Origin of the sequence: Magnetospira sp. QH-2 (assembly GCF_000968135.1) — a bacterium.
Classification (GTDB): Bacteria; Pseudomonadota; Alphaproteobacteria; order Rhodospirillales; family Magnetospiraceae; genus Magnetospira.
In genome coordinates this window covers 2,817,225-2,843,723 of sequence record NZ_FO538765.1, presented here as the reverse complement: position 1 = coordinate 2,843,723, position 26,499 = coordinate 2,817,225, and the positions used below count along the sequence as shown (strand labels likewise).

The 26,499-nt window shown below is 60.3% G+C and carries 27 protein-coding genes; 10 read left to right on the top strand and 17 right to left on the bottom strand.

Going from position 1 to position 26,499, the window contains the following annotated elements:
• Positions 1 to 261 precede the first annotated feature (261 nt).
• The 6 genes from MGMAQ_RS13480 to MGMAQ_RS13455 form a co-directional block, all read right to left on the bottom strand.
• Complete coding sequence (locus MGMAQ_RS13480) at positions 262 to 1,521, bottom strand: pitrilysin family protein (protein WP_065814696.1); 1,260 nt, start codon at positions 1,519 to 1,521, stop codon at positions 262 to 264.
• Complete coding sequence (thrC, locus tag MGMAQ_RS13475) at positions 1,518 to 2,924, bottom strand: threonine synthase (RefSeq protein ID WP_046021948.1); 1,407 nt, start codon at positions 2,922 to 2,924, stop codon at positions 1,518 to 1,520. The genes MGMAQ_RS13480 and thrC overlap by 4 nt, the downstream gene beginning before the upstream one ends.
• 47 nt (positions 2,925 to 2,971) lie before the next feature.
• On the bottom strand, positions 2,972 to 3,424 hold the full coding sequence (locus tag MGMAQ_RS13470) for a (deoxy)nucleoside triphosphate pyrophosphohydrolase (protein ID WP_082085437.1): 453 nt from the start codon (positions 3,422 to 3,424) through the stop codon (positions 2,972 to 2,974).
• A gap of 8 nt (positions 3,425 to 3,432) precedes the next feature.
• Positions 3,433 to 4,668 (bottom strand): bifunctional glutamate N-acetyltransferase/amino-acid acetyltransferase ArgJ, encoded by a 1,236-nt coding sequence (gene argJ, locus MGMAQ_RS13465; RefSeq protein ID WP_046021947.1) that lies wholly within the window; start codon positions 4,666 to 4,668, stop codon positions 3,433 to 3,435.
• 11 nt (positions 4,669 to 4,679) lie between these two features.
• Complete coding sequence (locus MGMAQ_RS13460) at positions 4,680 to 5,531, bottom strand: peptidylprolyl isomerase (protein ID WP_052716385.1); 852 nt, start codon at positions 5,529 to 5,531, stop codon at positions 4,680 to 4,682.
• A gap of 239 nt (positions 5,532 to 5,770) precedes the next feature.
• Positions 5,771 to 6,901: a hypothetical protein gene (locus tag MGMAQ_RS13455; RefSeq protein ID WP_046021946.1), complete on the bottom strand. Its 1,131-nt coding sequence runs from the start codon at positions 6,899 to 6,901 to the stop codon at positions 5,771 to 5,773.
• Between the two features lie 269 nt (positions 6,902 to 7,170).
• On the opposite strand from MGMAQ_RS13455, the gene secA reads away from it, so the two are divergent.
• The 4 genes from secA to MGMAQ_RS13435 are packed head-to-tail and all read left to right on the top strand — an operon-like array spanning position 7,171 to position 11,500.
• The gene (secA, locus tag MGMAQ_RS13450; RefSeq protein ID WP_046021945.1) at positions 7,171 to 9,933 is read left to right on the top strand and encodes a preprotein translocase subunit SecA; all 2,763 of its coding nucleotides are present in this window, start codon (positions 7,171 to 7,173) and stop codon (positions 9,931 to 9,933) included.
• Positions 9,933 to 10,559 carry an HAD family phosphatase gene (locus MGMAQ_RS13445; protein WP_046021944.1) on the top strand — a complete coding sequence of 209 codons (627 nt, stop codon included), beginning with the start codon at positions 9,933 to 9,935 and terminating at the stop codon, positions 10,557 to 10,559. The genes secA and MGMAQ_RS13445 overlap by 1 nt, the downstream gene beginning before the upstream one ends.
• 42 nt (positions 10,560 to 10,601) lie before the next feature.
• Entirely contained in the window at positions 10,602 to 11,054 is a 453-nt protein-coding gene (locus tag MGMAQ_RS13440) for a TerB family tellurite resistance protein (protein WP_158498861.1), read from the top strand.
• Positions 11,051 to 11,500 (top strand): TerB family tellurite resistance protein, encoded by a 450-nt coding sequence (locus tag MGMAQ_RS13435; RefSeq protein WP_046021942.1) that lies wholly within the window; start codon positions 11,051 to 11,053, stop codon positions 11,498 to 11,500. The genes MGMAQ_RS13440 and MGMAQ_RS13435 overlap by 4 nt, the downstream gene beginning before the upstream one ends.
• Positions 11,501 to 11,515: 15 nt before the next feature.
• Here the strand turns inward: MGMAQ_RS13435 and MGMAQ_RS13430 are convergent, their stop codons facing one another.
• From MGMAQ_RS13430 to MGMAQ_RS21210, 5 genes are read right to left on the bottom strand one after another with little or no spacing between them, the layout of a single operon-like run.
• Positions 11,516 to 12,472 (bottom strand): acetyl-CoA carboxylase carboxyltransferase subunit alpha, encoded by a 957-nt coding sequence (locus tag MGMAQ_RS13430; RefSeq protein ID WP_046021941.1) that lies wholly within the window; start codon positions 12,470 to 12,472, stop codon positions 11,516 to 11,518.
• A 58-nt stretch (positions 12,473 to 12,530) separates the two neighbouring features.
• A complete protein-coding gene (locus MGMAQ_RS13425) occupies positions 12,531 to 13,220 on the bottom strand; it encodes a protein phosphatase CheZ (protein WP_052716384.1) in 690 nt (229 codons plus the stop codon).
• A gap of 21 nt (positions 13,221 to 13,241) precedes the next feature.
• Positions 13,242 to 14,138: a site-specific tyrosine recombinase XerD gene (gene xerD / locus MGMAQ_RS13420; protein WP_046023326.1), complete on the bottom strand. Its 897-nt coding sequence runs from the start codon at positions 14,136 to 14,138 to the stop codon at positions 13,242 to 13,244.
• A gap of 58 nt (positions 14,139 to 14,196) precedes the next feature.
• A complete protein-coding gene (locus tag MGMAQ_RS13415) occupies positions 14,197 to 15,960 on the bottom strand; it encodes a hypothetical protein (protein WP_046021940.1) in 1,764 nt (587 codons plus the stop codon).
• Positions 15,941 to 16,081: a hypothetical protein gene (locus MGMAQ_RS21210; protein ID WP_173427178.1), complete on the bottom strand. Its 141-nt coding sequence runs from the start codon at positions 16,079 to 16,081 to the stop codon at positions 15,941 to 15,943. Before MGMAQ_RS21210 ends, MGMAQ_RS13415 begins: the two co-directional genes overlap by 20 nt.
• A gap of 158 nt (positions 16,082 to 16,239) precedes the next feature.
• On the opposite strand from MGMAQ_RS21210, the gene MGMAQ_RS13410 reads away from it, so the two are divergent.
• The 3 genes from MGMAQ_RS13410 to MGMAQ_RS13400 are packed head-to-tail and all read left to right on the top strand — an operon-like array spanning position 16,240 to position 19,270.
• Positions 16,240 to 16,839, top strand: a complete 600-nt coding sequence (locus MGMAQ_RS13410; protein ID WP_046021939.1) for a shikimate kinase — start codon at positions 16,240 to 16,242, stop codon at positions 16,837 to 16,839.
• On the top strand, positions 16,836 to 17,957 hold the full coding sequence (gene aroB / locus MGMAQ_RS13405; RefSeq protein ID WP_046021938.1) for a 3-dehydroquinate synthase: 1,122 nt from the start codon (positions 16,836 to 16,838) through the stop codon (positions 17,955 to 17,957). The genes MGMAQ_RS13410 and aroB overlap by 4 nt, the downstream gene beginning before the upstream one ends.
• Complete coding sequence (locus MGMAQ_RS13400) at positions 17,954 to 19,270, top strand: HlyC/CorC family transporter (RefSeq protein ID WP_046021937.1); 1,317 nt, start codon at positions 17,954 to 17,956, stop codon at positions 19,268 to 19,270. Before aroB ends, MGMAQ_RS13400 begins: the two co-directional genes overlap by 4 nt.
• Here the strand turns inward: MGMAQ_RS13400 and MGMAQ_RS19705 are convergent.
• The 3 genes from MGMAQ_RS19705 to MGMAQ_RS13385 all read right to left on the bottom strand — a co-directional run bounded on the left by MGMAQ_RS19705 (position 19,260) and on the right by MGMAQ_RS13385 (position 22,115).
• Positions 19,260 to 19,949: a hypothetical protein gene (locus MGMAQ_RS19705; protein ID WP_052716383.1), complete on the bottom strand. Its 690-nt coding sequence runs from the start codon at positions 19,947 to 19,949 to the stop codon at positions 19,260 to 19,262. The genes MGMAQ_RS13400 and MGMAQ_RS19705 overlap by 11 nt on opposite strands.
• A complete protein-coding gene (locus tag MGMAQ_RS13390; RefSeq protein WP_046021936.1) occupies positions 19,946 to 21,742 on the bottom strand; it encodes an HD family phosphohydrolase in 1,797 nt (598 codons plus the stop codon). The genes MGMAQ_RS19705 and MGMAQ_RS13390 overlap by 4 nt, the downstream gene beginning before the upstream one ends.
• Positions 21,743 to 21,830: 88 nt before the next feature.
• Positions 21,831 to 22,115: a hypothetical protein gene (locus MGMAQ_RS13385; RefSeq protein ID WP_148560953.1), complete on the bottom strand. Its 285-nt coding sequence runs from the start codon at positions 22,113 to 22,115 to the stop codon at positions 21,831 to 21,833.
• Positions 22,116 to 22,215: 100 nt separating this feature from the next.
• Here MGMAQ_RS13385 and MGMAQ_RS13380 point away from each other — a divergent pair, with 100 nt between their 5' ends.
• The 3 genes from MGMAQ_RS13380 to MGMAQ_RS13370 all read left to right on the top strand — a co-directional run bounded on the left by MGMAQ_RS13380 (position 22,216) and on the right by MGMAQ_RS13370 (position 25,192).
• Entirely contained in the window at positions 22,216 to 23,724 is a 1,509-nt protein-coding gene (locus MGMAQ_RS13380; protein WP_046021934.1) for a UbiD family decarboxylase, read from the top strand.
• A gap of 275 nt (positions 23,725 to 23,999) precedes the next feature.
• Complete coding sequence (locus tag MGMAQ_RS13375; RefSeq protein WP_052716382.1) at positions 24,000 to 24,356, top strand: ribbon-helix-helix domain-containing protein; 357 nt, start codon at positions 24,000 to 24,002, stop codon at positions 24,354 to 24,356.
• 377 nt (positions 24,357 to 24,733) lie between these two features.
• Complete coding sequence (locus MGMAQ_RS13370; protein ID WP_046021933.1) at positions 24,734 to 25,192, top strand: helix-turn-helix domain-containing protein; 459 nt, start codon at positions 24,734 to 24,736, stop codon at positions 25,190 to 25,192.
• Positions 25,193 to 25,213: 21 nt separating this feature from the next.
• Here MGMAQ_RS13370 and MGMAQ_RS21520 read toward each other — a convergent pair whose 3' ends face one another.
• The 3 genes from MGMAQ_RS21520 to MGMAQ_RS13355 form a co-directional block, all read right to left on the bottom strand.
• Positions 25,214 to 25,336 (bottom strand): hypothetical protein, encoded by a 123-nt coding sequence (locus tag MGMAQ_RS21520; protein WP_256379958.1) that lies wholly within the window; start codon positions 25,334 to 25,336, stop codon positions 25,214 to 25,216.
• A gap of 252 nt (positions 25,337 to 25,588) precedes the next feature.
• A complete protein-coding gene (locus MGMAQ_RS13360; protein ID WP_046021931.1) occupies positions 25,589 to 26,140 on the bottom strand; it encodes a DUF2889 domain-containing protein in 552 nt (183 codons plus the stop codon).
• Positions 26,067 to 26,477: a hypothetical protein gene (locus tag MGMAQ_RS13355; protein WP_148560952.1), complete on the bottom strand. Its 411-nt coding sequence runs from the start codon at positions 26,475 to 26,477 to the stop codon at positions 26,067 to 26,069. Before MGMAQ_RS13355 ends, MGMAQ_RS13360 begins: the two co-directional genes overlap by 74 nt.
• Positions 26,478 to 26,499: the final 22 nt, after the last annotated feature.

Genomic DNA, 26,499 nt, shown 5'->3' with positions numbered 1-26,499 from the left:
GGTGACACTCCACTAATTATCTCCACTGCACATCCTTCGCGGTCACTTCAGCCAGCAGGCATGGCCACCGACCCCCAGGCCTACCATCCTTGCCCGAGGCCGAGCGGGTGGCCAGCCGGCCTATTGGGAGCATCGCGCGGGTGGTGGGGAGACCGCCAGCCCCAACAGCAACGCGGCGGCGCAGGCGGTAGAACCGTTGACAATGCCGAATGGAAAACGTGTGTCAAGCAGGGCCTGATGGACGACCATGGCCAGTCGGATCTATCCCAGCCGGGCCCCGATGCCTTCCAACCCCTCCAACTGCCCCAGCGGCCCCACGGCGGCAAGGGTTGGCGTGCTGGCGAAGATGCGCTGGGCGGTGCGGCGGACGGTGGCGGTATCCACCGCGTCGAGTCGTTCAACGATCTCGGGGATGGGCAAAGGACGACCGAAGATCATCATCTGCCGGGCCAATTGTTCGCAGCGCGTGCCGCTGCTTTCCAGGGACATGAGGATGGCCGCCTTGATCTGGGCCTTGGAGCGCGCGACCTCTTTGTCGGTCAAGTTGTTACAGACGCCTTTGATCTGATCACAGATCAGCGGTACCACTTGCGCCACCTCTTCTTCGCCGGTGCCCGCATAAATGCCGAACAGGCCGCCATCAGCATAGCTCGACGAGAAACTGTAGATGGAATAGACCAGCCCATGCTTTTCTCGGATTTCCTGGAACAGCCGGGAGGACATGCCACCGCCAAGCAACCCCGAGAGCACGCTGGTGGCGTAATAGTCCTTATGGTCATAGGGTGTGCCGTCGAAGGCCAGCACCATGTTGACCTGTTCCAGATCGCGTTCGGCCCGGTGCTCGCCGCCTTGATAGGCCGCCAGCTGAGGTTTGGCGGTGGCATGGCCCGCCAATCCGGCAAAGGCTTCCTCGGCCAGATCCTCCAGATCCTCGTGCTTGATCTTGCCCGCCGCCGCGACCACCAGGCTCGAAGCCCCATAGTGGTCACTCATGTGATCCATGAGGTCTTGACGCTCCAAGGCGCTGATCCGGTCGGCGGTGCCCAGCACCGGGCGTCCCAGGGGCTGATCCGGGTAGGCGGTTTCCTGTAGGTAGTCAAAGACGATATCGTCGGGGGTGTCGTGGGCTTGATGGATTTCCTGCAATACCACCGCGCGTTCCCGCTCCAGTTCCTCACCGTCGAGTTCGGAGTTTTGCAGGATGTCGGCGAGGATCTCCATGGCCAGCCCGGCGTCTTCCTTGAGCACCTTGGCGTAATAGGCGGTGTGCTCGCGAGAGGTATAGGCGTTGATGGCACCGCCCACGGCTTCGATTTCCTCGGCGATGGCGCGGGCATCTCGGGTCGGTGTACCCTTGAAGGCCATATGTTCAAGCAGATGGGAAATGCCGTTGCGCGCCGGGATTTCGTGGCGGGTGCCCACCTCGACCCAGGTCCCGAGGGAGACCGTCTCCACCGACGGCATGTAATCGCTGACAATCCGCAGGCCCGAGGGCAGGGTAGTGGTTTTGACCGTGCTCAAGACGGGCCCCGCATGGTCAGAACGTCGCTGATATGGCTTTGCAGACCCGCCAGATCGTTGGCCTGCACGGTGAAGCGTTCCGGACGCTCGAACAGGTCGCTCATGCGGGGCGGCAGGGCCGGATGCACGCCCGTGGCCTCTTCCACGGCGGCGGGGAACTTGGCCGGATGGGCCGTAGCCATGGCCACTACCGGCACTGACGGATTGGCGCGGCAGGCCTCGGCCGCCTTCAGGCCGATGATCGAATGGGGGTCGAGCAGTTCGCCGGTCTGCTGATGGATCTGATTGGTGGCCTGCTTGGACTGGATATCGTCCATGCGGAAGCCGGTGAACTGGGCTTTCATCGGCTCCCACTGATTGCTGCCGAAGGTCAGGCTGCCCTCGGCGCGGAAGGCGGTCATGGCCTCGGTCAGGCTCGCTCCGTCGCGGCCATAGAGGTCGAACAGCAGCCGCTCGAAGTTGGATGAGATTTGGATATCCATGCTCGGGCTGGTGGTCGGCACCACGGGGACCATGCTCATGGTGCCGGTCTCAAGGGTCCGGGTCAGGATATCGTTGGAATTGGACCCGATGATGTACTGCTCGATGGGCAGGCCCATCTTGCCCGCCGCGTAAGCCGCGAAGATATTGCCGAAGTTGCCCGTGGGCACGGCAAAGGACACCTTGCGCTCCGGCGCTCCCAGATTGACCGCCGCCGCCACGTAATAGGCGATCTGCGGCATGATGCGGGCCCAGTTGATGGAATTGACCGCCGACAGGCGCTTGGCGTCGCGGAAGGCGATGTCATTGAACATGGCCTTCACCGCGTCCTGGCAATCATCGAAGGTGCCTTCCAGGGCAATGCAATGGACGTTGTCCGATGGCACGGTGGTCATCTGGCGACGCTGTACGTCGGAAACCCGGCCATGGGGATAGAGGATGAAGCACTCAATGGCTTCCCGGTCGCGGCAGGCCTCGATGGCCGCTGAGCCCGTATCGCCGGAGGTGGCGCCGACGATGGTTACCGTCTCGCCGCGCTGGGTCAGCACATAGTCGAACAGCCGCCCGAGGATCTGCATGGCCATGTCCTTGAAGGCCAGGGTGGGGCCATGGAACAGTTCCATGAGCCACAGGTTGTCGCCCATCTGCTTCATGGGGGCCACGGCGCGATGGCCGAACCCGGCATAGGCATCGCGCACCATGTCGGCAAAGTCGGCTTCGGGGATGGTCCCGGCCACATAGGGCTGCATCACCCGCACGGCGATTTCCCAATAGGGCAGGCCGCGCATGGCACGCCAGTCATCGTCGCTAAAGGTCGGCCATTGATCGGGCACGTAGAGGCCGCCGTCACGGGCCAGGCCGGTCAGCAGCACGTCATCGAACGGCAGGTCCGGTGCCTGCCCGCGGGTGGAGATATATTTCAAGACAGCCTCTTCGGCATGCGGTGAGATTTGCCGGTCAACCTAATGGTCTAGAGCCAGTCCCGCAACAAGGGAATCAGCGGCAAGTCGGCGGGCGGCATGGGGAATTCGGCCAGCTTCGCCGGGCGCACCCATTTCAACGCCTGCCCCTCCAGGGGCGTTACCATGCCCTTCCAGGTACGGCACACATAAAGCGGCATCATCAGGTGGAAATCGTCGTACTGGTGAGAAGCGAAAGTCAGCGGCGCCAGACAGCTCTCGGTCACGTCAATACCCAACTCTTCTTGCAGCTCCCGCACCAGGGCGGTCTCGGGGCTTTCATTCTCATGTACCTTGCCACCGGGAAACTCCCAAAGTCCGGCCATGGCCTTGCCCTCGGGCCGTTGCGCCAGCAGCACTCGACTATCCGCATCCAGCAACGCAACAGCACTGACCAGCAAGATCGGCAGCGCTCGATGGGGCGGTTGGGCGGCATAGCAGCCGTCGGGGGTGGGGGTGGTCATAAAGACCCTCAGGTCCGGTAATCGGCGTTGATGGAGATATAACCATGGGTCAGATCGCAGGTCCAGACGGTGGCCTGGCCTTCGGCAATGCCCACATGGACGTCGACAAGGATTTCCTGACCCTTCATATGGGCCGCGACCGGGCCTTCATCGTAGTCGGGCACGGCACGGCCCTTGGTCGCCACCGGCACGCCACCGATGGATATGACCAATTTGTCCCGATCGGCAGCTTCGCCTGCCTTGCCCACGGCCATGACAATGCGGCCCCAATTGGCGTCTTCCCCGGCAATGGCGGTCTTGACCAACGGGGAGTTGGCGATGGAGAGGGCAATGCGCTTGGCGGCGCCGTCGTCCTCGGCCCCGGCGACCCGGACTTCGATGAACTTCGTGGCGCCTTCGCCGTCCTTGACCACCTGATGAGCAAGATCGCGCAGCAAGTCGTTTAGGGCGTTTTTGAAATCCTTGAGCAGCGGATCGGTGGACCGGCCTGGTACCGGGTTGCCTGCCTTGCCGGTGGCAAAGAGCATCAGGGTATCGGAGGTAGAGGTATCGGAATCCACGGTGATGCTGTTGAAGCTTCCCGTAACCCCCTCGTTCAGCAAAGACTGAAGCACGTCGGCGGGCAGGTCCGCATCGGTGACCACATAGGACAGCATGGTCGCCATATCAGGCGCAATCATGCCCGAGCCCTTGGCGATACCGTTCAAGGTGACTCTTGTATGCCCGATCTGGGTCGTTCGGGTCGCACCCTTGGGAAAGGTATCGGTGGTCATAAAAGCGCGGGCGGCATCCTCCCAGCGGTCCGGGGATAACCCTGCGGCAATGGTTTCCATGGCGTCGGTAATCCGCTCGTCGGGAAGATCCTCGCCAATGGTCCCGGTAGACGCCAGATAAATCGTCCTTTCCGGGCACCCGAGCACGGCGGAACATCGGGCTGCGGTGCGCTCCACGGACCGTACACCGGCCTCGCCGGTAAAGGCATTGGCGTTCCCCGCGTTGACCAACAGGGCCATGGCCCTTCCGCCACTCTTCTTTAGGGCCCGCCGACACCAATGAATTGGCTCGGCGGCGGTTTTGGAGCGGGTAAAGACTCCTGCCGCTGTCGCCCCGTCGGGGAAATGCATCAACATCAGATCGCTACGGTTCTTGTAGCGAATTCCCGCCGCATGAGCGGCCAGCCGAGCCCCCTCGATCGAAGGGAGATCGGGAAAGGCGTCCGGAGCCAAAGGCGAAACCTCGGTCATGGCGGGGCCGTCTATTGGGCCGCCGGGGCCGCCATGGGCGTGCCATCCAGATTGAACCGCTCAACATGCGACCGGGTCATTAGCTCCTTGGTGAGTTCCACGGCGATATCGTTGGAAAGCTTGGCGCGAATGGCCGGCTCGGCTTCTTCATAGGTCGGTACGGGAGCCAGTCGACGGTCTTCCATCTTGATCACATGCCAACCGAATTGAGTCTTGACCGGAGCAGGGGTATGGCTGCCTTTCTGCAAGGTCAGGGCCGCCGCTTCGAACTCGGGGACCAGTGAGCCCAGACGGGTCCAGCCCAGATCGCCCCCCTTGGGACCGGTCGGGCCTGTTGAATTGTTGACCGCCAAATCGGCAAAGTCCGCGCCCTTGTTGAGTTGAGCAATCAAGTCCGCGGCCAAGGCTTCATCATTGACCAGAATATGACGGGTATGGAGTTCCTCGATCCCGGAATTCTGCGCCACCACTTTTTGATAGGACTCCTGCATCAGCGCATCGGTGATCTGCGAGTTCACATGCTCCAAAAGCAACTGGCGGGCAATCAATTGATCTTCGACCCGCTGAACCCGTTCCTTGATCGCTGGCAGGTCTTGTAGACCTTGCAAGCGAGCCTCGACAGTCAGCAGTTTATTGTTAATCAAGGCAGCCTGGAGCATCTCGAAAACCTGGTCGATGGGGACCTGGCGGTACTTGGCGGGCAATTGTTCCCGCGCGACCAAAATGTCGGAGAACTTCACGGCTTCACCGTTGACACGCGCCACTACCGTCTCTGGCGTCGGATCAGCGGCCAAGGCGGCGGAATGGAAGGCAGTCGCCGCGACAAGGCAAACGGCGGCGGATCGGGCAAAGCGTGCAAGCATGGATAAGATCCTTGGGTTTAAAGCTTCGGGTCGGATGGAGTATCGACCATCCGGCGGCGACTGAAGCATATTGGCGCTCAGGCGGCAAGAGGCTGCGACTGGTTATCTGCGAACTTCAACGGGAAAAACACGGGCAGGCAAACAGGCCCGGCGCCGATTGCCCACGGTGCCTGGATCCTGATTCACCAATACTGAGATCTGTTACCGGACCGGATAGGCCGGTCCGGGATACCCATGTCTTAAGCTTTGGAATCGAAACCGGTCGTGCCGATCTGATTCTTGTCCAGAGTGGCTCGTTCCGCCGCTTGAGCGAATTCAACCAATCCCGACGCCAACTGAACCTGTCCTTCCCGCCGCGAAAACAGCGGGCGAATAACATCCAGGCTGGCCAAGGTCAGACTCTTTTCGCCTTCGCCTTCGCGCAGGGACCCGCCCTTGACAAGCATCAAAGAGGATACCGCCTGATCAACCCGGCGACGTAAGGAGTCCAATCCGGCCTGTTGCTCCTGTGGGGGAGCATCGGGGCGAATGGCTTGCGGTCCATAGGTCGCCACACGGGGCGGTTCTTTGGACCGAGTCGCGGAGGGTAGCTCCAGTTCCACTTCCGGGCGCGCTCCCAGACGGGCTGAATGACCTCGTAGGTCTTCCGTACCTTGCCCAAACACGATTCCGGATTGCAGTCCGGGCAGATCCACTTCGCTGCCGGTCAGATCCTGGGCGAAATTGGGAACGCCGCCGCCGACCAGGGCCAGCCCAGCCGTGGTCTCTGTAACCACGTCGATGCTGGCATAGCTGACATCGATTCCGCCACCCACGCCAAGACTGACCTGAAGATCCTGAACGGAAATGGAAATATCCACGGAACTCAGGGCCGCCACGCTGGCGCCGCTGGTGGTGGGAATGGGGGGCAGGCTGAATTTTTCCAAAGCCTGTCCCACCGATTGAGCGACGCCGGAAGCACCGCCGGTGTTCAGGCTCAGGTCATGCTCAATGGTCGCCCCCACCTTTTCGGCAATTCCGGCAGATGTGTCGCCGGTTTGGCCCAGAACCACAAAGAGGGTGGACAGCTCCACCTTCAGGGCAGCCACGGCATAAGAAAGCGCGCGGGCGGGCGAAACACCCGTGACCGTCGGCAGCGCAGCACGGGGAATGGTCTTGAGATCGACCACCACGCCGGACCCGCCGTCTTGGGTGGAGTTGCCAGATCGATTCTGTTGCTCGCTGGAAACCGGCTTGCTCTGCTCAGCCGCATGCTGTTGTTGCAGACGCTCCAATTCCGGTCGTTCGGCGGGCTGTTGATGGGCCGCGCGGGCATCGCCCTTTTGCGGCACTTGCTGGGACGGTAGTCCCCCGATGTTACTCTCGTTCATTCTTAAGGCCTCCTTCTGAGGATTTACCAGTCGGAAAGCAGGGCCAGGCTTCTGCCCCTGGTACAGCCACTGCTCCGCGCGATTATCATAACAGATGATCGTGGTTTGGTACAGCCCCGGAATGACCAAGGATGAGGATCAATAGCCGCTGCCGTTGACAGGGGCCTTCGCCCCCTCTATCTCTTTCGCAACCGCGTGGAATGCCCCTGGGGAGGACCAGTCGGAATATTCCCCAAGCATCCACCATATAATGAGTCCGAGGTATTTCCATGTTAGGCGCCATCGCCCGCAAGTTGTTCGGTTCAGCCAACGACCGCTATGTTAAAGGTCTCAATAAAACCATTCATGCGATCAACGAGTTGGAAGCCTCCGTCTCGGCCTTGAGCGATGAGGAATTAGCCGCCCGTACCGTTTGGCTGCGAAACCGCTTGAGTGAGGGCGAAAGCCTTGATGATGTCTTGGCCGATGCCTTTGCCACGGTGCGCGAAGCGGCCAAAAGGACTCTCGGCGAGCGCCCCTACGACGTACAGCTCATGGGCGGCCTGGTGCTGCACAAGGGTATGATTTCGGAAATGAAGACCGGTGAGGGTAAAACCCTGGTCGCCACCTTGCCCGTTTACTTGAACGCCTTGGAAGGCAAAGGCGTGCATGTGGTGACGGTCAACGACTACCTGGCCAAGCGTGATGCGGAGTGGATGGGGCAGGTCTATCGCTTCTTGGGCCTTAGCGTCGATTGCATCATTCACGGCATGACCGACGAACAGCGTCAAAAGGCCTATGCCTGTGACGTGACCTACGGCACCAACAACGAACTGGGCTTCGACTACCTGCGCGACAACATGAAGTTCCGCATCGAGGAAATGGTTCAACGCCCGTTCAATTTCGCCATCGTCGACGAGGTTGATTCGATCCTGGTGGACGAGGCCCGCACGCCGTTGATCATTTCCGGTCCGACCGAGGACAACTCGGAGCTATATTCCCGCATCGACAAGCTCATTCCACGGCTCTCCGAGGAAGATTACGAAAAGGACGAAAAGTCCCGCGCCGCCACTTTTACCGAGGTCGGCACCGAGAAGATGGAGAACCTGCTGCGCGAAGAAGGTGTCCTGGCCGAGGGCACGCTCTATGATATCCAGAATATCTCCTTGGTCCACCACATCAACTCCGCCCTGCGGGCCCATATTCTGTTCACCAAGGATGTGGACTATGTGGTCAAGGACAACAAGGTGGTGATCATCGACGAATTCACCGGTCGCATGATGGAGGGCCGCCGCTTCTCCGAAGGTCTTCATCAAGCTCTGGAAGCCAAGGAAGGCGCCGAGATCCAGAACGAGAACCAAACGCTGGCTTCGATCACCTTCCAGAACTATTTCCGGCTATATCCCAAGCTGGCGGGCATGACCGGTACGGCCATGACCGAGGCGGGCGAGTTTGCCGAGATCTACAAGCTCGAAGTGGTCGAGATCCCCACCAACATGGATGTTTCCCGCATCGACGAGGATGACGAGGTCTATCGGACCTCCGACGAAAAGCACCAGGCCATCGCCGACCTGATCGCCGATTGCCACGAGAGAGGCCAGCCCATCCTGGTGGGGACCGTCTCCATCGAGAAATCCGAGGAACTGGCCGGTATCCTGAAGAAGCGCAAGATTCCCCATGCGGTGCTGAACGCCAAGCATCACGCCAGCGAAGCCGGGATCATCAGCCAGGCCGGTGCCCCGGGGGCGGTGACCATCGCCACCAACATGGCCGGTCGCGGAACCGATATTAAGTTGGGCGGCAACGTGGACATGCGCATTGCCACCGAACTGGCCAAGCTGGATCCGGAAAGCGATGAGTTCCAGAAGCGCAAGGCCGCCATCGAAGCCGAAGTGGCCGCCCATCGGGAAATCGTGCTGAAGGCCGGGGGGCTTTATGTCGTCGGCACCGAACGACACGAAAGCCGACGCATTGATAATCAGCTGCGCGGTCGTTCCGGTCGTCAGGGCGATCCCGGCGGCTCCAAGTTCTATCTGTCCCTGCAAGACGACCTGATGCGCATTTTCGGATCCGAACGCATCGACGGTATGCTGAAGAAACTGGGATTGCAGGACGGCGAGGCGATCGTTCATCCCTGGATCAACAAGGCGCTGGAAAAGGCGCAGCAGAAGGTCGAGGCGCGCAACTTCGAAATTCGTAAGAATCTTTTGAAGTTCGACGATGTGATGAACGATCAGCGTAAGGTGATCTATGAACAGCGCCGCGAACTGATGACCGCTGACGAAGTGGCGGACACCGTTCACGACATGCGCCATCATGTGATCGAAGACATGGTCACGCGCTATATCCCGCCAAAAGCCTTTGCCGAGCAATGGGACGTGGAAGGCCTGCACGCGGATGCCCTACGCGTTCTGGGCCTTGATCTACCTTTGGATGACTGGGCCAAGGAAGAAGGCATTGCCGATGTGGAAATCCGTGAGCGGATCCTCAAAGTGGCCGATGGCAAGGCGGCGGAAAAAGTTGCCAACTACGGCCCCGAGGTCATTCGCGATGTGGAGAAGAGTATTTTGCTGCAGGTGCTGGATATGGTCTGGAAGGATCACTTGCTGACCCTCGACCACCTGCGTCAGGGCATTGGCCTGCGGGCATATGGTCAGCGCGATCCGCTGAACGAATACAAGCGCGAGGCCTTCAACCTGTTCGACGAATTGCTTGTCGGTCTGCGGGAGCGGGTCACCCAGGTGTTGCTCCATGTGGAACTGCATATGACGCCACCCGAGGATTATTCCATGAGCGGCGGTCAGCAGGAAATGCATGAGACCCGGGTCGATCCCTCGCTGGGATACGCCCAAGCCACCGGTGTCCTGAACGATTCGTCCGTTCCCGACTCACAAGCCGAGGAACCGGCGGGTCCGGCACCGATTCGATCGCGACAGGCCGCTGCCGAGGTGGATCCCAACGATCCCTCTACTTGGGGCAAAGTAGCCCGCAATGCGCCCTGTCCTTGCGGATCCGGGCGCAAGTACAAGCACTGCCACGGCAGAGCGGGCTGATGCCATTGGCCCTGGGCGCGCCCTCAGCGGTGGTCTTCGATCTGGGTGGCGTGCTGGTGGCGTGGGATCCCCGTCACCTTTATCGCAAGCTGATCCCCGACGAGACGGCGCTGGAAGCGTTTTTAGGCTCGGTCTGTACTGATGAATGGAATGCCCAACAGGATGCCGGGCGGAGCACCGCCGATGGCACCGATGATTTGGTCACGCAATTCCCCGAGCACGAAGACCTCATCCGAGCCTATTACGGCCGCTGGATCGAGATGGTTCCCGGCCCCATTGATGGTGCGGAATCATTGATACGGGACCTCAAAAAAGCGGGTGTCCCGCTGTTAGGGCTTAGCAATTGTGCCCAGGAGACCTTTGAAACTGCCTGCGAGGCCTATCCCTTCCTCAATCTGTTCGATGATTGGGTTGTTTCTGCCCGGGAAAAGGTGATGAAGCCTGATCCGGAGATCTATCGAATCGTCACGGGGCGCAGCGGGTATGCGCCACACCAGTTGGTTTTTGTCGATGACAGGATCGAAAATGTCGAAGGGGCCCGCAGCCAGGGATGGCAGGGACACCATTTCAAGGAAGCGAGCCTCTTGCGTAACGAATTGGCCAGTTTTGGTCTTTTGGCAGGGTGATATCTCTGGACCTAACGAACGGCCTTCGCCAAAATGGCCGACATGAGCGAACGACTGACCAGTGTCTTCGAGGAGCAGGGCGAGGATGGTGCCTTTACCATCTTGCAGGTCGCCGTCTGTGCGCTATTGATCAAGGCCGCTTCCGCCGACGATGACTTTCAGCCCGAAGAACGGGCCATGATCCAAGGCCAATTGAGCCAGCGGTTTGCGATGGAGTCGGAGAAAGCCTCGGCTCTGATCGACTCGGCTCTGGAATTTCTCGGGGGATCCAATGGTCTCTACGCCTGTTCCATGGTGCTGAACGACGAATTGGACGACAGCGAACGCGAATCTTTGCTCGCCATGGTCTGGGAGATCATGTATGCCGACGGCTTCCTGCATCAATACGAAGAGCGCCTGATGCGTCGGGTCGGCCCCATCCTCGATATTGAGGAAGAAGACAGCCTGCGGATCAGAGACGAAGTCCGGTCCCGGATGGAGGTCTCGCCCGAATGAGCAAGCTCGAAACCCTTTTTGCCGGTCCGGTGGATGCCCATGGCAAGGAAGAATTCTCCTCCTTGCAGATTGCCGTGGGGGCCTTGCTGGTCAAGGCCGCCATGTCGGACGCCGTTTATCATGAGAAAGAGAAAGACGCCATTCACTCGCTGCTTGGAAAGCAGTTCAATCTGGACCCCTCACAGGTGGTTTCCCTGTTGGCGGAAGTGGATGAGATGCTGGCCGGTCCCCATGGGATATATAGCTGCTCCATGGTGATCATGGATGAACTGGCCGACAGCGAGCGCGAACGGCTGGCCGAAATGATCTGGGACGTGGTGTATGCCGACGGCGTGCTGCATGACTTCGAAGAAGGTCTCATGCAGCGTCTGGCGCCATTGCTGGATATCGAGGACGATCAGGCACGGCTCATTCAGCATCGGGCCAGCACCAAGGTGTCCGACTGATCAGGAGCAATCGCCTCAGGCCAAACCCTGTTTACCCATTTCCAGGAATTTCTCGCGGCGCCGGGCACGGACAACGCCGCCTTCAATCCCGGTCCAGGCCTTCAGCAATCCTTCCAGGGCATCCCCCAAGGATGCCATGGCCACTTCCGGTTCCCGGTGGGCGCCGCCCAGGGGTTCGCCGACAATTGCATCGATGACCTTGAGTTCGTGCAAGTCCTCGGCGGTTAGACGCAGGGCATCGGCGGCGATTTCGGCCTGCTCGCCACTACGCCACAGAATCGACGCGCAGCCCTCCGGCGAAATCACCGAATAGACCGCATGTTCCATCATCACCACCGCGTTGCCCGAGGCCAGAGCGATGGCGCCACCCGAGCCGCCTTCGCCAATGACCACACTGATCAGCGGGACGCGCAGGTCCAGGCAGGTTTCGATGGATCGGGCAATGGCCTCGGCCTGCCCCCGTTCCTCGGCCTCCTTGCCCGGATAGGCACCCGGTGTATCCACCAAGGTAATCACTGGCAGATGAAAGCGATCCGCCATGCGCATCAGCCGCATGGCCTTGCGATAGCCTTCCGGGCGCGGCATGCCGAAATTGTGGCGCACGCGCGATTCGGTGTCGCGGCCTTTTTCCTGACCGATCACCATCACCGACTGTCCGCGCAACCGCCCAAGGCCGCCAACGATGGCTTGGTCATCGGCAAAAGCCCGATCCCCGGCCAATGGTGTAAAATCGTCGATGAGAGTCTGAATGTAGTCCAAGGCCTTCGGTCGGTCCGGATGGCGCGCTACCTGGGTTTTTTGCCAGGGTGTTAGCTTGGCATAGGTCTGCCGGAGCAGTTTTTCCATCTTGCCTTGGAGGCGACTGACCTCTTCGGCAATATCCAGGTCGCCCGAACTGCCCATGTGTCGCAGTTCGGCGATTTTCCCTTCCAACTCGGCGATTGGTTTTTCAAAGTCTAGGAACGTATGCATGAGCGTTTGGTAGCACAAAGACCTGCGGTTGGCGACGCGAAAAAGTAACCTTTGGGGCTCAATCGAACAGGGCGTCGATATCTTCTTGGTTCATGCCCTCGCCATCCAATTGTGGGCCGTTCAAAAGATCCGCGTCGGGCGCTTTGTCATCGCCAGCGCGATCGCTCGCGCGGCGTTGCGGTTGGTCAAAATCCTGGGCTCCCCAGATATGAATCATGGTGGCGAGTCGCTGATCAAAGTATTCCAGGAAATCAATGACCTTGCGGATCCGCTGACCTCCCACGTCCTGGAAGTAACTGGCTTCGAAGATGGCCACGGTCTCGGCGACAATATGTTCCAATCCCTCGGTTATCTCCGCGGTTTTGGCCTTTTCGAGCATCTTTTCCGCTTCACCGCTGATTCGTTCCGCCGCTTCGAGAATACGATGGGCGGCTTTTTCCGTGTCGGCGATGACGGCGTCGAGCTGTTGCCGCGGATTGTGGTCGGTGGTGTTCAGGGCGCTGATCTCGGATTTGGTCCGTTCGATGGAGCGGTGCAGGTCATAAAGTTCGCCGCGCAACAGGTCCACGTCACCCTGTCCGCCCACGGACTGCTGTTCGACGGTGCTCCGAAGCGCGCGCAACTCTGCCATGACCTGATCCAGCGTGGCTGGAGAGGGGGCTTCCGAGGGCTTCCCATCCAATCCAGTACGGTGATTCAAGAGCGCTTTTTCAGCGGCAAACAGTCGGGTCGCGGGTTTGTCGGACATCAAGGGGCTCCGGTTTCCAGTCTATTCTATATCCTGTTTGCCCAAATGGGCCAGGGGATGCGCGCTCTCGACCAGCCTTTTCAGACGTTCATCCAGCACATGGGTATAGATTTGGGTGGTGGAAATGTCCGCATGGCCGAGCATCCGCTGCAAGCTGCGCAGGTCTGCGCCATGGGCCAGCAGGTGGCTGGCAAAGGAATGGCGCAGCACATGCGGAGACACCCGAGACGGCGCCAGACCGGCCTCCATGGCCAAAGATTTCAGCAATTGACCGAATCGGGCGCGAGTCAGGTGGCCCTGCTTGGCCGACGAGGGAAACAGGAATGACCGGGCCTTTTTTCCCGCGGTGGGCATGAACTGATCGCGCACGACCATATAGGCGCTCAGAGCCTGGCGGGCTGGTTCGCTTATGGGCACCAGACGCTCCTTGTCGCCCTTGCCGCGCACCACCAGCACACGGCCGTCCCGGGAGAGGGCGGTCAGGGGAAGGCCGACCAGTTCGGAGACTCGCAGCCCGGTGGCATAGAGAACCTCCATCATGGCAATCAATCGCAGACCATCGCGATCGTCTCGCAGCCGGGCGGTTTCGAGGAGTCGATCTACTTCCTCCTCACCCAGGTACTTGGGCAATGGACGACCCAGTTTCGGGCCGTCGATGACGCTGCTGGGGTCATCACCGCGCAGCCGTTCGGCAAACAAAAAACGATAGAACTGGCGCAGGGCCGACAATCGTCTGGCGGCGGTACGGGGGGCTAGGCCGAGATCATTCATACGGCTTAGATAGCGTCGGATATCCTCGGCCGAAGCCTTTTCCGGAGGAGCGTTCAAAAACTCGCCGAAGTCACCCAGATCCCGGTGATAGGATTCCAAGGTGTTTTGAGCCGCGCCCCGTTCGGCGGCCATCATGTCGAGAAACATCTGTCCGGCACGGGACAAAGGCGGTTTTGGGGTCGGCGGGCGCCCCCTCAAGCGCGCCTCACAGCCCGCCGGCGATGGCCGCTTCCACCGCCACGGCCCGCGCTTCGCTATGCAGTCCCACTGTATTGAGAGCGGCCACAACCTTGTTGAGCACAGAAGGGCTGGCTTTACCCGGCCCCGCCTCGCTTAGCAAGATCAACGCATAGAGCAGGGACTCGCCGCGCTTCTTGGCCTGCGTGGCGCGGGTCAGGCCAGTCCAGGCGGCGGTATTGGGTGGGGCGCTCATCACCTGCGGTGGCGCGGCCAGCAAATCGAGCCAATAGCTGTCCGGTACCGTTTCCCCAGCCGCTTCCAAAAGTGCAAAGAGCAGCGCTCCCCGCTCGAACCCGGCCAGAATATCGGATCCTTGCTCCGTGGAAAGCGCTCGGCCATGCCAACGGGTCAAATCGGCGGGAGTCCAGGACGTGCCGATGCTGCCTCCGGCCAGACGCGCCAAGGGCATGAGATCGATCAACGCCTGTTCGGCCTGTGGATCGGTGCGCGCCGAAGCCCGCAATAACAAGAGCCAACGAGCCGCCCGATCAGGCTGGCCGGCGGCAAGAAAGGCCCGCACGGCTTCCGGCCCGAACCAGTCCAAGTCCCCGGTCGGTCGTAATTCATCGAGCAAATTCAGGTACAAACGTGCGGCCTGAGCATGGCGGCCACCCCGGCGGGCCACGTCCAGGGCCTCGGCCATCACTTCGGCACGGGCGGCGGCAATACCTTGGGACTTGGCGGCCTGAATCATCAAGGCGCGGCTTTGCGGGCCATCCATGTCGCGCGCCCGGCTGAGCGGATTGCTCATGTCTTCAGGCGAAAAGGGCACCTGCATATACAGCGCGCGAAGATCGTCGGTGGGCAGGGCGCCGGCGGCTTCGGCCCGCTCTGCCGCCTTCACGCGCTGCAATAGACCAAGGGACGGATTCTCCGCCGCCATGCGTAGGACACCGGGGTCCTGATTGTCGGTGATGGTCGCGGGCGGCGCCAGTTTGGCGGCGGCGGCCATGGCCATATGCAACGGTGTTGCCCCCGGTAGACTGGCCAACGGTTCGGCGTTGCCGGCAATCATGGCATCGGTGAGCATAAAGAATGCATCGTCGCGATGGCCGGTTTCCTGCAAAAGGCCAATGCTTAACCCGGCTTTGTCCGGCTCTCCGGCCAATACCTGGCAGAAGACCAAGGTTTTTTGCCAAAAGGGATCGTCCTGCAAGGCCATCTTTTCCGCCGCCAGGCCACAGGCACGCGGGGCCTGACCGATCTGGAACAGGGCGTTGACTTCAGCCTGGGCCAGGACGGGGCTGCCGGATCCCGGAGGCAGTTGACGCAGCAGATCCGCCGCGCCCTGGGCATCTCCCAGGGCCAACAAGGCGGCGATACGGGTTTCGGCCATGGCGCCCGACGGATTGCTGCCGTTGGGGGCGGTGGCGGCGGTCAGGAGAAGGCGCCGCATCAGGTCGCGCATGGCTGGTGAGGCAGCGCGGGTGGGAATCAACCCGATCAGCCGGGTCACGGTGGTGCGGTCGGCTCCCGCCCAAAGGTCGAAGCCGAGGCCGCCGTTGCGGGCATTGAGCAAACCGATGGAATCCACATCCACCGCGCCAAGAGCCTGAGTCTGAATCCCGTCTTGGGATTCCGGTGACCCTTGGGGTTGTTGCTCGGTTGCCGGGGCCAGGGGGACCAGTCGAATGGGCCCGGAGTTTTGGGCTTGGGCCAAGGTACCGGTCGCAACGGTGGTGGCGAGAAGAAGGGCCGCCGCCCCTCGCTTAGCGCTGGAAGCGATCATTGGGGATGACCTTTTCGACCTTTTTGACCGGTGCCGGGATATCCCAGGTAACCAGAAATACGCCGCCGCCCACCACCAACAACAAAATCAGCAGCAACAGAAACTTGGTAAGCCCCCTCATTCGATCGATCTCCCTGGGTCCATCCCTCTCGCCGAAACAATCAGCCGCCTGCACAAACGCGACCGCCTGTGCTAGTTAGAAGCTAAGCATGGCGAATTGGCGGCAGTGTACCCACGGGCCGCTCGCCTTTCAACGCTCGCGGAGGCCGGTATCGGCAGATGACGGATTTAGATTTGGTAACCTCGGAGAATCTACGCCAGGTCGTGACCCTTTTAGCGCCCCGCTCGGTGGTGCTGGTAGGACTGATGGGAGCGGGCAAATCCGCCGTTGGGCGCCGTCTGGCGGCACGGCTCTCGCTACCCTTTGTGGACGCGGACGCGGAAATCGAGAAAGCAGCGGGTTGTTCCATTGCCGATATCTTCGAGACCTATGGCGAGGAAGCCTTCCGGGATTGCGAGCGGCGGGTGATTCGGCGCCTGCTCGGTGAACCGTCACAGGTTCTGGCTACCGGCGGTGGAGCCTTTATGAATCCCGAGACCCGAAGTGTGATTAAAAAGGAAGGCCTGAGTTTGTGGTTGCGCGCGCCATTGCATATCCTGGTGGAGCGTACCTCGCGGCGGGATACCCGCCCGCTGTTGCGCACCGGCAATCCGTCCGAGATTTTGCAAGACCTGATGAATCAGCGATACCCTGTCTATGGCCAATCGGATCTTGTGGTCGATACCACCGAGGAAAGCGCCGACCATACCACTGAACTGGCCATTCATACCCTGTTTGCCTATCTGAGTAGCACCCAAGGAGAGACCCCAACGCCATGACCGCCGAGATCCTACCCTTAGACCTGGGTGATCGTTCCTACGATATTCTGATTGGCGATAGCCTGCTGACCAATGCCGCCGCCCATATGGTTCCGGTGCTGGCACAAAAGCGGGCGATAATCGTCGCCGATGGGAATACCGCTCAATACGCGCCAACCATCCAGTCATCCCTGAGCGCGGCGGGCATTGCGGTCGACCTGTTGCCGCCGTTGGAGCCGGGAGAAGGCACCAAGGACTTTGCCCATTTAATGAAGCTGGTGGATGACCTGTTGGCGCGGCGCGTGGAGCGCGGCACCACGCTTGTCGCCCTGGGCGGCGGTGTCATCGGCGACTTGGTGGGCTTTGCCGCCTCGGTGGTGCTCCGCGGGCTTCCCTTCATCCAGGTCCCCACCACCCTGTTGGCCCAGGTGGATAGTTCCGTCGGCGGTAAAACCGGCATCAACACCGACCAAGGCAAGAACCTGGTCGGTGCCTTTTATCAGCCGCGTCTGGTACTGGCCGATGTGAAGACATTGGAGACTCTTGACCCGCGCCAATTGCGATCCGGCTATGCCGAGGTGCTCAAGTACGGCCTGATCGATGACCCGGACTTTTTCCAATGGCTGGAAATCCATGGTGGAGCGTTATTGGATGGCGACCGGGCCGCCCGGCGCCAGGCCGTGCTCACATCCTGTCGGGCCAAGGCGCGCGTCGTGGCCGCCGATGAACGGGAATCCGGGCAGCGCGCCCTGTTGAACCTGGGTCATACCTTTGGCCATGTGTTGGAGAAACTCTGCGGCTATGGCGACCGGCTGCTGCATGGCGAGGCCGTGGCCGTCGGCATGGTACAGGCATTGGACCTGTCGGTGCGGTTGGGGCTTTGTCCCGCCGATGACTTGACCCGGTTGCGGCGGCATCTGACCGTCGTCGGGTTGCCCACGGGAATTGGCAATCTCAAGGATTCAAGCTGGTCGGTGGAAACCATGCTTGACCTGATGGCCTCGGACAAGAAGGTCCAAGACGGTCGCGTGACCTTCGTGTTGGCCCGTGGGATCGGGCAGTCGTTCCTCAGCCGCGACGTGCCCATCGACTCGCTCAAACAAATGCTGTCGGACAGTCTCAATGGAGACCAATCATGATTGAATCCCTCGGGATTATCTTTTTCCTATTGCTCATTTCGGCGTTCTTTTCCGGATCTGAAACGGCTCTAACCGCGGCGTCTCCGCCGTTGATGCATCGGCTGGAGCAAGACGGCGACCGCCGGGCGGCCATTGTCAATCGATTGCATGCAAACAAAGACCGGCTGATCGGGGCCATCCTATTGGGCAACAACCTGGTCAACATCATGGCGTCGGCGGTGGCCACCGGATTCTTGATCGAATTGTTCGGCTCCGCGGGCATCGCCTATGCCACTTTGGGAATGACGTTGTTGGTGCTGATTTTTGCCGAGATCCTTCCCAAGACCTATGCTTTCCGGAACGCCAACGGGGCGGCCCTGGGCATCGCCCCTTGGATCGGGGCCTTGGTCTTTTTGCTGGCACCGATCACCGGGGCCTTGCAATGGGTTGTTCGTGGCACCTTCCTGATTTTTGGAGTGCGGCTGGATACCAACGATTCCCTGGGCGCCAACGCCGACGAACTGCGTGGCGCCATCGAACTGCACGAAGGCGATGCGGACGACGACGAGGAGACCACGCGCCGCGAACGGGCCATGCTGCGGTCCGTGCTGGAGCTTCAGGACGTGGAGGTGGGCGAAATCATGATCCACCGCAAGAATGTCATTGCTCTGGATGCCGACGCGCCGCCAGCGGAGATCGTTGATGCGGTGCTGTCCAGCCCCTTTACCCGGCTACCCCTATGGCGGGATGATCCGGACAATATCATCGGTGTGCTGCATGCCAAGGCGCTGCTGCGGGCCGTCCGGGCCCGGGATGGCGGGCTCGAAAGCTTGGATGGATTGGATGTGGTGGCCTTGGCGGCCGATCCCTGGTTCATTCCCGAGACCACCACCTTGCACGGCCAGTTGCAGGCCTTTCGCAAACGGCGGGAGCATTTTTCGCTGGTGGTGGATGAGTATGGCGCTCTGCTCGGGATCGTCACCTTGGAGGATATCCTTGAGGAAATCGTCGGGGACATCGACGATGAGCATGATATCACCTTCAGCGGGGTTGCCTTGGAAGCCGACGGCTCTTACCGGGTCGATGGCGAGGTGACCATCCGCGACCTGAACCGGCAGTTCGAATGGCGGCTACCTGACGAAGAGGCAGCGACCCTCGCCGGGCTTGTGCTCCACGAATCTCGGCGCATTCCGGATGTGGGACAATCGTTCAAATTCCATGGGTTCCGCTTTGATATCCTGGAACGGCAGCACAATCAGATCACCCTCGTGCGCGTGGTGCCCCCGCAGCCAGAAGGCGATGTTCTTGATCAAGAGCCCGAGGTCAAAGAGTAACCGGCTGACCGTCCGCGGCCAATCGGGCGGTCCGTTCGGCGCGGCATGGGGCGTCTTCGATGGTTCCGGCAATGAATTCGGCCAGGCCCATGCGGGGCGCGATCCGCAGACGGGCAGCTTCTTGCACCTGCATCTGTGACTGGCCGACTTGTGGTCGTCCTTCTGCCTGCACCGCGGCCAAAGGGATCGGTGCGCCGTCCGGTGCCCAGGCGCCGCGTAACGAGATATAGCTGAACAAGGTATGCACTTGCGGTCCTTGCTCGCAGGTGAAGCGGACATCGTCGAGACGTTCGAACCCGTAGTTTTGGCCCAAAGCCTCGGTGTTGTGCATGATGGTCAATTGGGGCTCGGTCAGCCAGGTGATGCAGAGGCGGGATCTCACTTTCGGGGCGGCAAACAAAGTTGCGGGAATGGCGCCGTACCGCGTGAAATGGGCCGAATAGACTGCATCAAATCCCTCCAGGACTCCTCTTTGCACCGGGATCGCTTCGCTGTCTTTCAGGTCGGGAAACTTGTCGGCCAGGCGCTCGGCTGACTGATTGGAGCCCACCGCCAGGACCGGAATCCGGTCGGCCAGGGGCAACGCGGAGACAAGTGGTCTCGGTCCCTTGCTGGTTAAGACGTAGGAGGATTCGGGTTGGTCATAGGGGTAGCGCAGCGCCCGTTCGACCGGATTCATTCAGCGGCCTGGCTGAGATACTGGCTGATGTCCACTTCATCCAATTGTTCGGGCTTCAAGAACAAGGTGGCGTATTCTTGATAGATCCCGCTGCTCAGGAACAGCTGGAACAAGTCCGCATCGATGTGGGAATCCTTGGTCATGAAGGACATGATCCGGATGGCGTCGCTGAGCTTCTTGGGCTGCTTGTAGGGTCGATCGGCGGCGGTCAGGGCTTCGAAGATATCGGCGATGGCCATGATTCGGGCCGGCAGCGACATATCCTTTTTCTTCAGGCCACGCGGGTAGCCGCCGCCATCCATTTTCTCGTGATGGCCCCCGGCGTATTCCGGTACATTCTTTAGGTGTTTGGGGAACGGCAAGGCGCCGAGCATGAAGATGGTCTGCACGATGTGGTCGTTGATCTTGAAGCGGTCTTCGTCGGTCAGGGTGCCACGCCCGATGGCCAGGTTGTGCAACTCGCCGCGATTGGACTTGTGCGGCGGCGGTACCATGTTGAAGCCCATTTCGTTGTAATGGACCAACTGTTCCTTCTGTTCCTTGTCGTGGGCGATCAAGTGATGAGGCCGGTCCGCCAACAGCGGTTCGACCACCGGCGGCCTGGGATGATCTTCCGCATAGCGCTGCAGTTCCTCGTGCGCCAGTCCGAGGGTGTCGTCGAGGGTGCGCGTCCAGTTTTCCTGGGCGATCTCTTTCAACCGGTCCACCTTTTCCGGGGCCATGAACTCGCCCCCCAAATTGCACTCGGCGACGAAGGCGAAATCTTCGTCCAACTGAGCCAGACGCGCATCCAGGGCAGCTTGCAGATCTTTTTCGCTGCCCTTGCCCGCTTTCAGGTCGCGGTAGAAATCCAGTTCGGCATCGCGTTTGAGAACCTCGAAACGCATGCGAATTTCGTGGATCCGGTCATAGATACATTCAAGCTTGGTGGCCTTATCGACCACCGCCTCGGGCGTCGTGACCTTGCCGCAGTCATGCAGCCAGGCGGCAATATGCAGTTCTTCCCACCCGTCGTCTTCCAGGTCGAATTCCGCAAAGGGCTCTTGGGAAGACTCGCAGGCTGCCCGGGCCAGCATCTTGGTCAGTTCCGGCACCCGTTGGCAGTGGCCGCCGGTATAGGGTGACTTGGCGTCAATGGCCCCGGCGATCATCTGAATGAATGAGGCCAAAAGGTCCTTTTGCGCCGAGATCAGTTGCTGGTTATCCAGAGCGACCGCTGCCTGTGACGACAGGGACTCGATAATTGGTTGAATTTCCTGGCTAAACTCGACCACCTCGCCGGTTTCCGGATTCTGCGAATTGAGCAACTGCAAAACCCCGATCACTTCTTCCTTATGATTCATCAAGGGAACGGTGAGGAAGGATTTGGAGCGGTAGCCCGTGCCCTGATCAAACTTGCGGGTGCCGGAAAAATCAAAGTCCTCGGCCTCATAGGCATCGGGGATATTGATGGTTTCCTTGGAAATGGCCACATGGGTCGCCACGTTGTTGTGATTGCCGCGCCCGTCTTCTCTGTACATCTCCAGCGGTGGGAAGGGGATATCCTTGCCTGTGGTACCGCCCATGGCGATGTTCAACGAATCGTTGAGCATGATGACGAACTTCAGAGTGTCTTTTTCAGTACGTAGGTACAGGGTTCCGCCATCCGCGTGGCACAGGTCCTTGGCCTCGTGGAGGATCAATTCCATCAGTTTATCGTGATTGCGTTCGGACGACAGGGCGATGCCGGTATCCAGAAGCCTCTGGTACCATTCCATTTGAGGGCCGCCAGGTGGCGAGGCATCGGGGCTCATGGTTGGTCCTTGCGAAAGAGCGTCGTCGTCTGAAAAAGTATAGCCCCCAGCGGTTCAATTCAATACAAGCGAACCGTCGGGCTGCTATTTAGCCTTTGGACTTCATCACACCCAGGGTCACCCGGCAATGCTCAATGAGGGTTTTGAGACGGGTTTCCGCCATCAGAGCGCCTAAATCCCTGTCTTCGTCGGCCATCACCCGCAAGCGTTCGAATTCGGGCGGCAGGCCGTCGAGAACCTCGCGGTAGGTTTTGATCCGGCCATCGATCCAGGCATTGTCGGTCAACCGCGACAAGGCAGGCGCCCCGGATTCGTCGGTCAATTCGGAATGCAGGCGGTCGAGAACGATGCGGGCCATGGGTAACGGGATCATGGGAGAACGCTACCACTTCCCGGCGAGTCTCGAAACGGCTTTTTCGGCACGCCAGCTGTGGCATACTCCATTGCGGCCGCCTCTCTAGAACGGAATGACCATGCCCTACCAAAGCCTGCGCGACTTCATCGATATTCTGGAACAGCAAGGCCGTCTGGTGCGCGTCACCGAACCGGTTTCGCCGCATCTGGAGATGACCGAAATTCAGACTCGGTTGTTGGCCGAAGGCGGTCCGGCGGTGTTGTTCGAGAATCCGGTACAAGAGGATGGCACACCTTACGATACCCCGGTTTTGATCAATCTGTTTGGTACCGTGGAAAGGGTGGCCTGGGGCATGAACCGTGAGCCCGCCGAACTGCGCGAGGTCGGGGAAACCCTGGCATTCCTGCGACAACCGGAACCGCCCGGCGGATTGAAGGAGGCCATCGGGCTGCTGCCCATGGTCAAGACCGTGCTGTCCATGAAGCCCAAAACGGTGTCCCGCGCCCCTTGTCAGGAAGTGGTGCTGACCGGAGACGATATCGACCTGGCCAAGCTGCCGGTGCAGACCTGTTGGCCCGGTGAGCCTGCCCCGCTGATTACCTGGCCGCTGGTGGTCACCCATGGCCCGGGCGAGGGCCGTACCGATAGTTTCAACCTGGGCATTTACCGCATGCAGGTGCTGGGCAAGAATCGCTGCATCATGCGTTGGCTCAAGCATCGCGGGGGCGCGCAACACTTTGCCCGTTGGAAAGCGGCGGGCCGGGGGCCGTTTCCCGCCGCCGTGGTCATTGGTGCCGATCCCGGGACGATATTGGCCGCCGTGACGCCGGTCCCCGATACCCTGTCCGAATATCAGTTCGCCGGGCTGCTGCGCGGCAAAAAAGTGGATCTGGTGGACTGCAAGACCATTCCGTTGAAGGTCCCGGCAACGGCGGAGATCGTTCTGGAAGGCCATGTGCTGCTGGATGAGGAGGTGGATGAAGGACCCTATGGCGACCATACCGGTTACTACAATTCGGTGGAGCGCTTCCCGGTATTCGAGATCAGCGCCATTACCCTGCGGCAAAAACCCATCTATCTTTCCACTTTCACCGGTCGCCCGCCGGATGAGCCGAGCGTGCTGGGCGAGGCGCTGAACGAGGTATTCATCCCCCTATTGCAGCAGCAGTTTCCAGAAATCGTCGATTTCTGGCTGCCGCCCGAGGGGTGCTCCTACCGCATTGCCGTCATCTCCATGAAGAAGGCTTATCCAGGCCATGCCAAGCGGGTGATGATGGGGGCCTGGTCGTACCTGCGGCAGTTCATGTACACCAAGTGGCTGATCATTGTGGATGACGACATCGATGCGCGGGACTGGAAGGACGTCATGTGGGCTTTGTCCACCCGCATGGACCCGGTGCGCGATACCCATACGGTGGAAAACACCCCCATCGACTATCTGGATTTCGCCTCCCCGGAATCCGGACTGGGCGGCAAGATCGGTTTTGACGCCACCAACAAATGGCCCCCGGAAACCAAGCGCGAATGGGGCGAGAAAATCCGCATGGATGCTTCGGTCATCGAGAAGGTCGATGGCCTTTGGTCGCGCCTTGGGTTGCCCGGGAGCGGGCAAAAAATATGGAAATAATCCGATTGTGAGCCAAGGGGCGGGCCGCAATACCCAGCCGCCCCGGGCTCGTCTCCGAGAACGATAAGGTGGAAACACACTGCATAATTACTTTTGCGGTTGCATTATCCTTGGTTTTGGGTACAACTTTAATAGTAAATCGATTGAATTCGTGTCAACATAAAGTGTTATGCGGGGATGGCATATGCGGGTATGTCAGGTTAGTGGGCACCACCGTGACACAAAATGATTTGGCGCCGAGTCAAGGACTGGGAATGGGGAATGCGGCATAGATCATGAGTATTGTCGATAAGGGAATCACCCAAAATGTGACGGTCAACGGGCGTCGAACCAGTATGAAGCTGGAACCGGAAAACTGGAAAGCTCTAGAGGATATCTGCCGCTGGGAAGGGCTTTCCCTTCATGAGATTTGCAGCCTTGTAGACGACCTGCGGGATACCGATGTGGCCAGTGAAACCGCAACGGCGCCCACGCGCACATCGACGGTGCGGGCTTTCATCATCTCTTATTTTCGTCAGGCTCTGCACGACCTACAGCAATTGTCGGACGTTGTGACCGACACTCGGCCAACGGCAAACAGCGCCATTGATCGTGGCTCGGACCGCCTGAAGGCACTCCTGGCGCCAAGATGAGGCCTAGCGCCAAGATGTGGCCTGGCGCCAAGATGAGGGCGGCGCCTTGGCCGCAGCAATGGCCCAGCCTGACATTCCCATAGGCTCGCAGCCAGGCCAGCGTCTAGCGCCCAGGCCAGTTCTAGCACCTAGCCCAGTTCCGGCACTCAGGCCAGCTCTAGCACACAGTCCTTCGTCTCGTCCCCGAAAGTCGGGTGCCGTTGCCTGGGCCGTATGCGGACCAAGTCGCTTCTGCCCCAGTAAGCAGGTTCGCGGGATAACCGGCCTTCGTGGGTCATATAAGGATCAAATAGTCCATATTTGACCTCTTGTCAAGGGGGGAGAGCATGAGGTCCGATGGGAAGAGATATATTTCAGTGCTGAAGGTAGGGTGACGCATGGATTCCGGGACGACGGAGTCGGGTGACGGTTTGTCGGGGCGGCTGGAGCGTCTGGTCTCCTTGGCGGGCTCCCAGGCGCGCGCCGCCGCCGCCGCCGGAGTCTCTCTTTCCCAATTCAAGCGATATCTGGGCGGCGAGTCGCAGCCGGGATTTCGAGCCATGGTGCGTCTGGCACATGCCACGGGTGTTCGCCTGGATTGGCTGGCCATGGGGCAGGGCGCCATCATGGCCGAGGCGCCAACCGACCCCCCCCTTGATCAGGGTCTGATGGAAATCGTGATCGTGGAGTGCGAGCGTTTTTTGCAGGCCCGGGGATTGGGGCTTGAGCCATCCGCAAAGGGGATCTTGATGCTGGCGGTCTATCGAATGGCGCTGCGGGCGCGGGAAGGCGGCGCCGATCCCGCTTCCGTTCTGGATGCGGATACGCTCAACGACCTGGTGCGTTTGAGCGCCTGATTCAATCTTTATTATTGATAATCATAACGGGATATGAAATCCTTGCTTTCCATTGGTGATGGCGGCAGGGAAGATCGGATGATGGACGATTTGAATATCGTGCGCCGTGTGCTGGCGGAAGCGGCGGGTGGTAACGACAATCAAGCCCCCGTTCCTGGCCCCGTTCCTGGCCCCGTTCCTGGCCAAGTTCCCGCCCCGGGATCCGCCCATGGTCCGGACACTCGGGTCGTTTTCAATGGGCCGGTAACCCTGCACATTCATCTCATGGAAGAGTACCATTCCATGGCGACGAGGGGGCAAGCAGCCGTTTCCGGGAACGCCTGTCCCTCGTATTTGTCGCGCCGTCGGGGCATGCTCGCGGCCTTGCCACCGCCTGATTTCAGCCGAGATCAATAGTCAATCGCCAGCGGTCAAATTGGGCCAAAGTCGGGCGACGACCGGGCCGTCGGCGGCCAGGGCGTGACAGGTATCAACCACCCGGGGGCGGCCCTTTTCATCTTCCGGCGCTTCCTTGTTGCGGCTGGTGGCGACAATGGTTTGAAAGGCCGTTGTGGCGATGGGGCCTGTGAGAATGTCGGTCAGATGGGTACAGCCCTTGTGTTTACCTACCAGCTCGCGCACTTTGCGGATCCAACCCGGACCAATGTTTTCCCCCTTCAGCTTGCGATAATCGCCGGCGATATCCGGGCAAAGGGTAAAGGGCGCTTCCTCGGTCACCGCCTCGATATCGTGGATGGTCAGGTCTTCGTCCAGAGTCACCCGCACGCGCATCAGATGGATGGGTTCACCGGCATGGATGCCGCCCCGGTCGTGATTGGGGAACGAGTAAGACTTGATATCCAGCAGCCGCGCCTCGATGTCCCATAGACCGTCGTCACGCGCATAGCCCCGGCAATCGATTTCGCGGGTATGCATCAATCGGCGCGGGGCAGGCTTGGACAGGGACATGGCGCTCTCCTTGTTGCGGTGCGGCAAAGGAGTAGTCCCGGTGGCGACCCCGGTCAAGAAGATGAATCGACCGCTCGCTGATGGACCAGCGCAGGGCCAAGCTTTGCACGATGCCCGTGACCAACGCCGCCACGTCGGCGGGGGAGAGACTGTCGTTTAAGGTTCCTGCCCGTTGGGCCTCGGTGGCGGCTTGGGTCAGATGGCCGGCATAGGTCTGGATGAGGCCGACAAAGCAGCGGCGCAGGGTCTCATTTTCCACATGTAGTTCGCGGGAGAACAAGATGCCGGTCAGGGCCGCCCCGAAGTCGGCCTGAATCTCGTGCATTAACTGGCGCAAGGTGACCCCTGCCTGGCGGCTA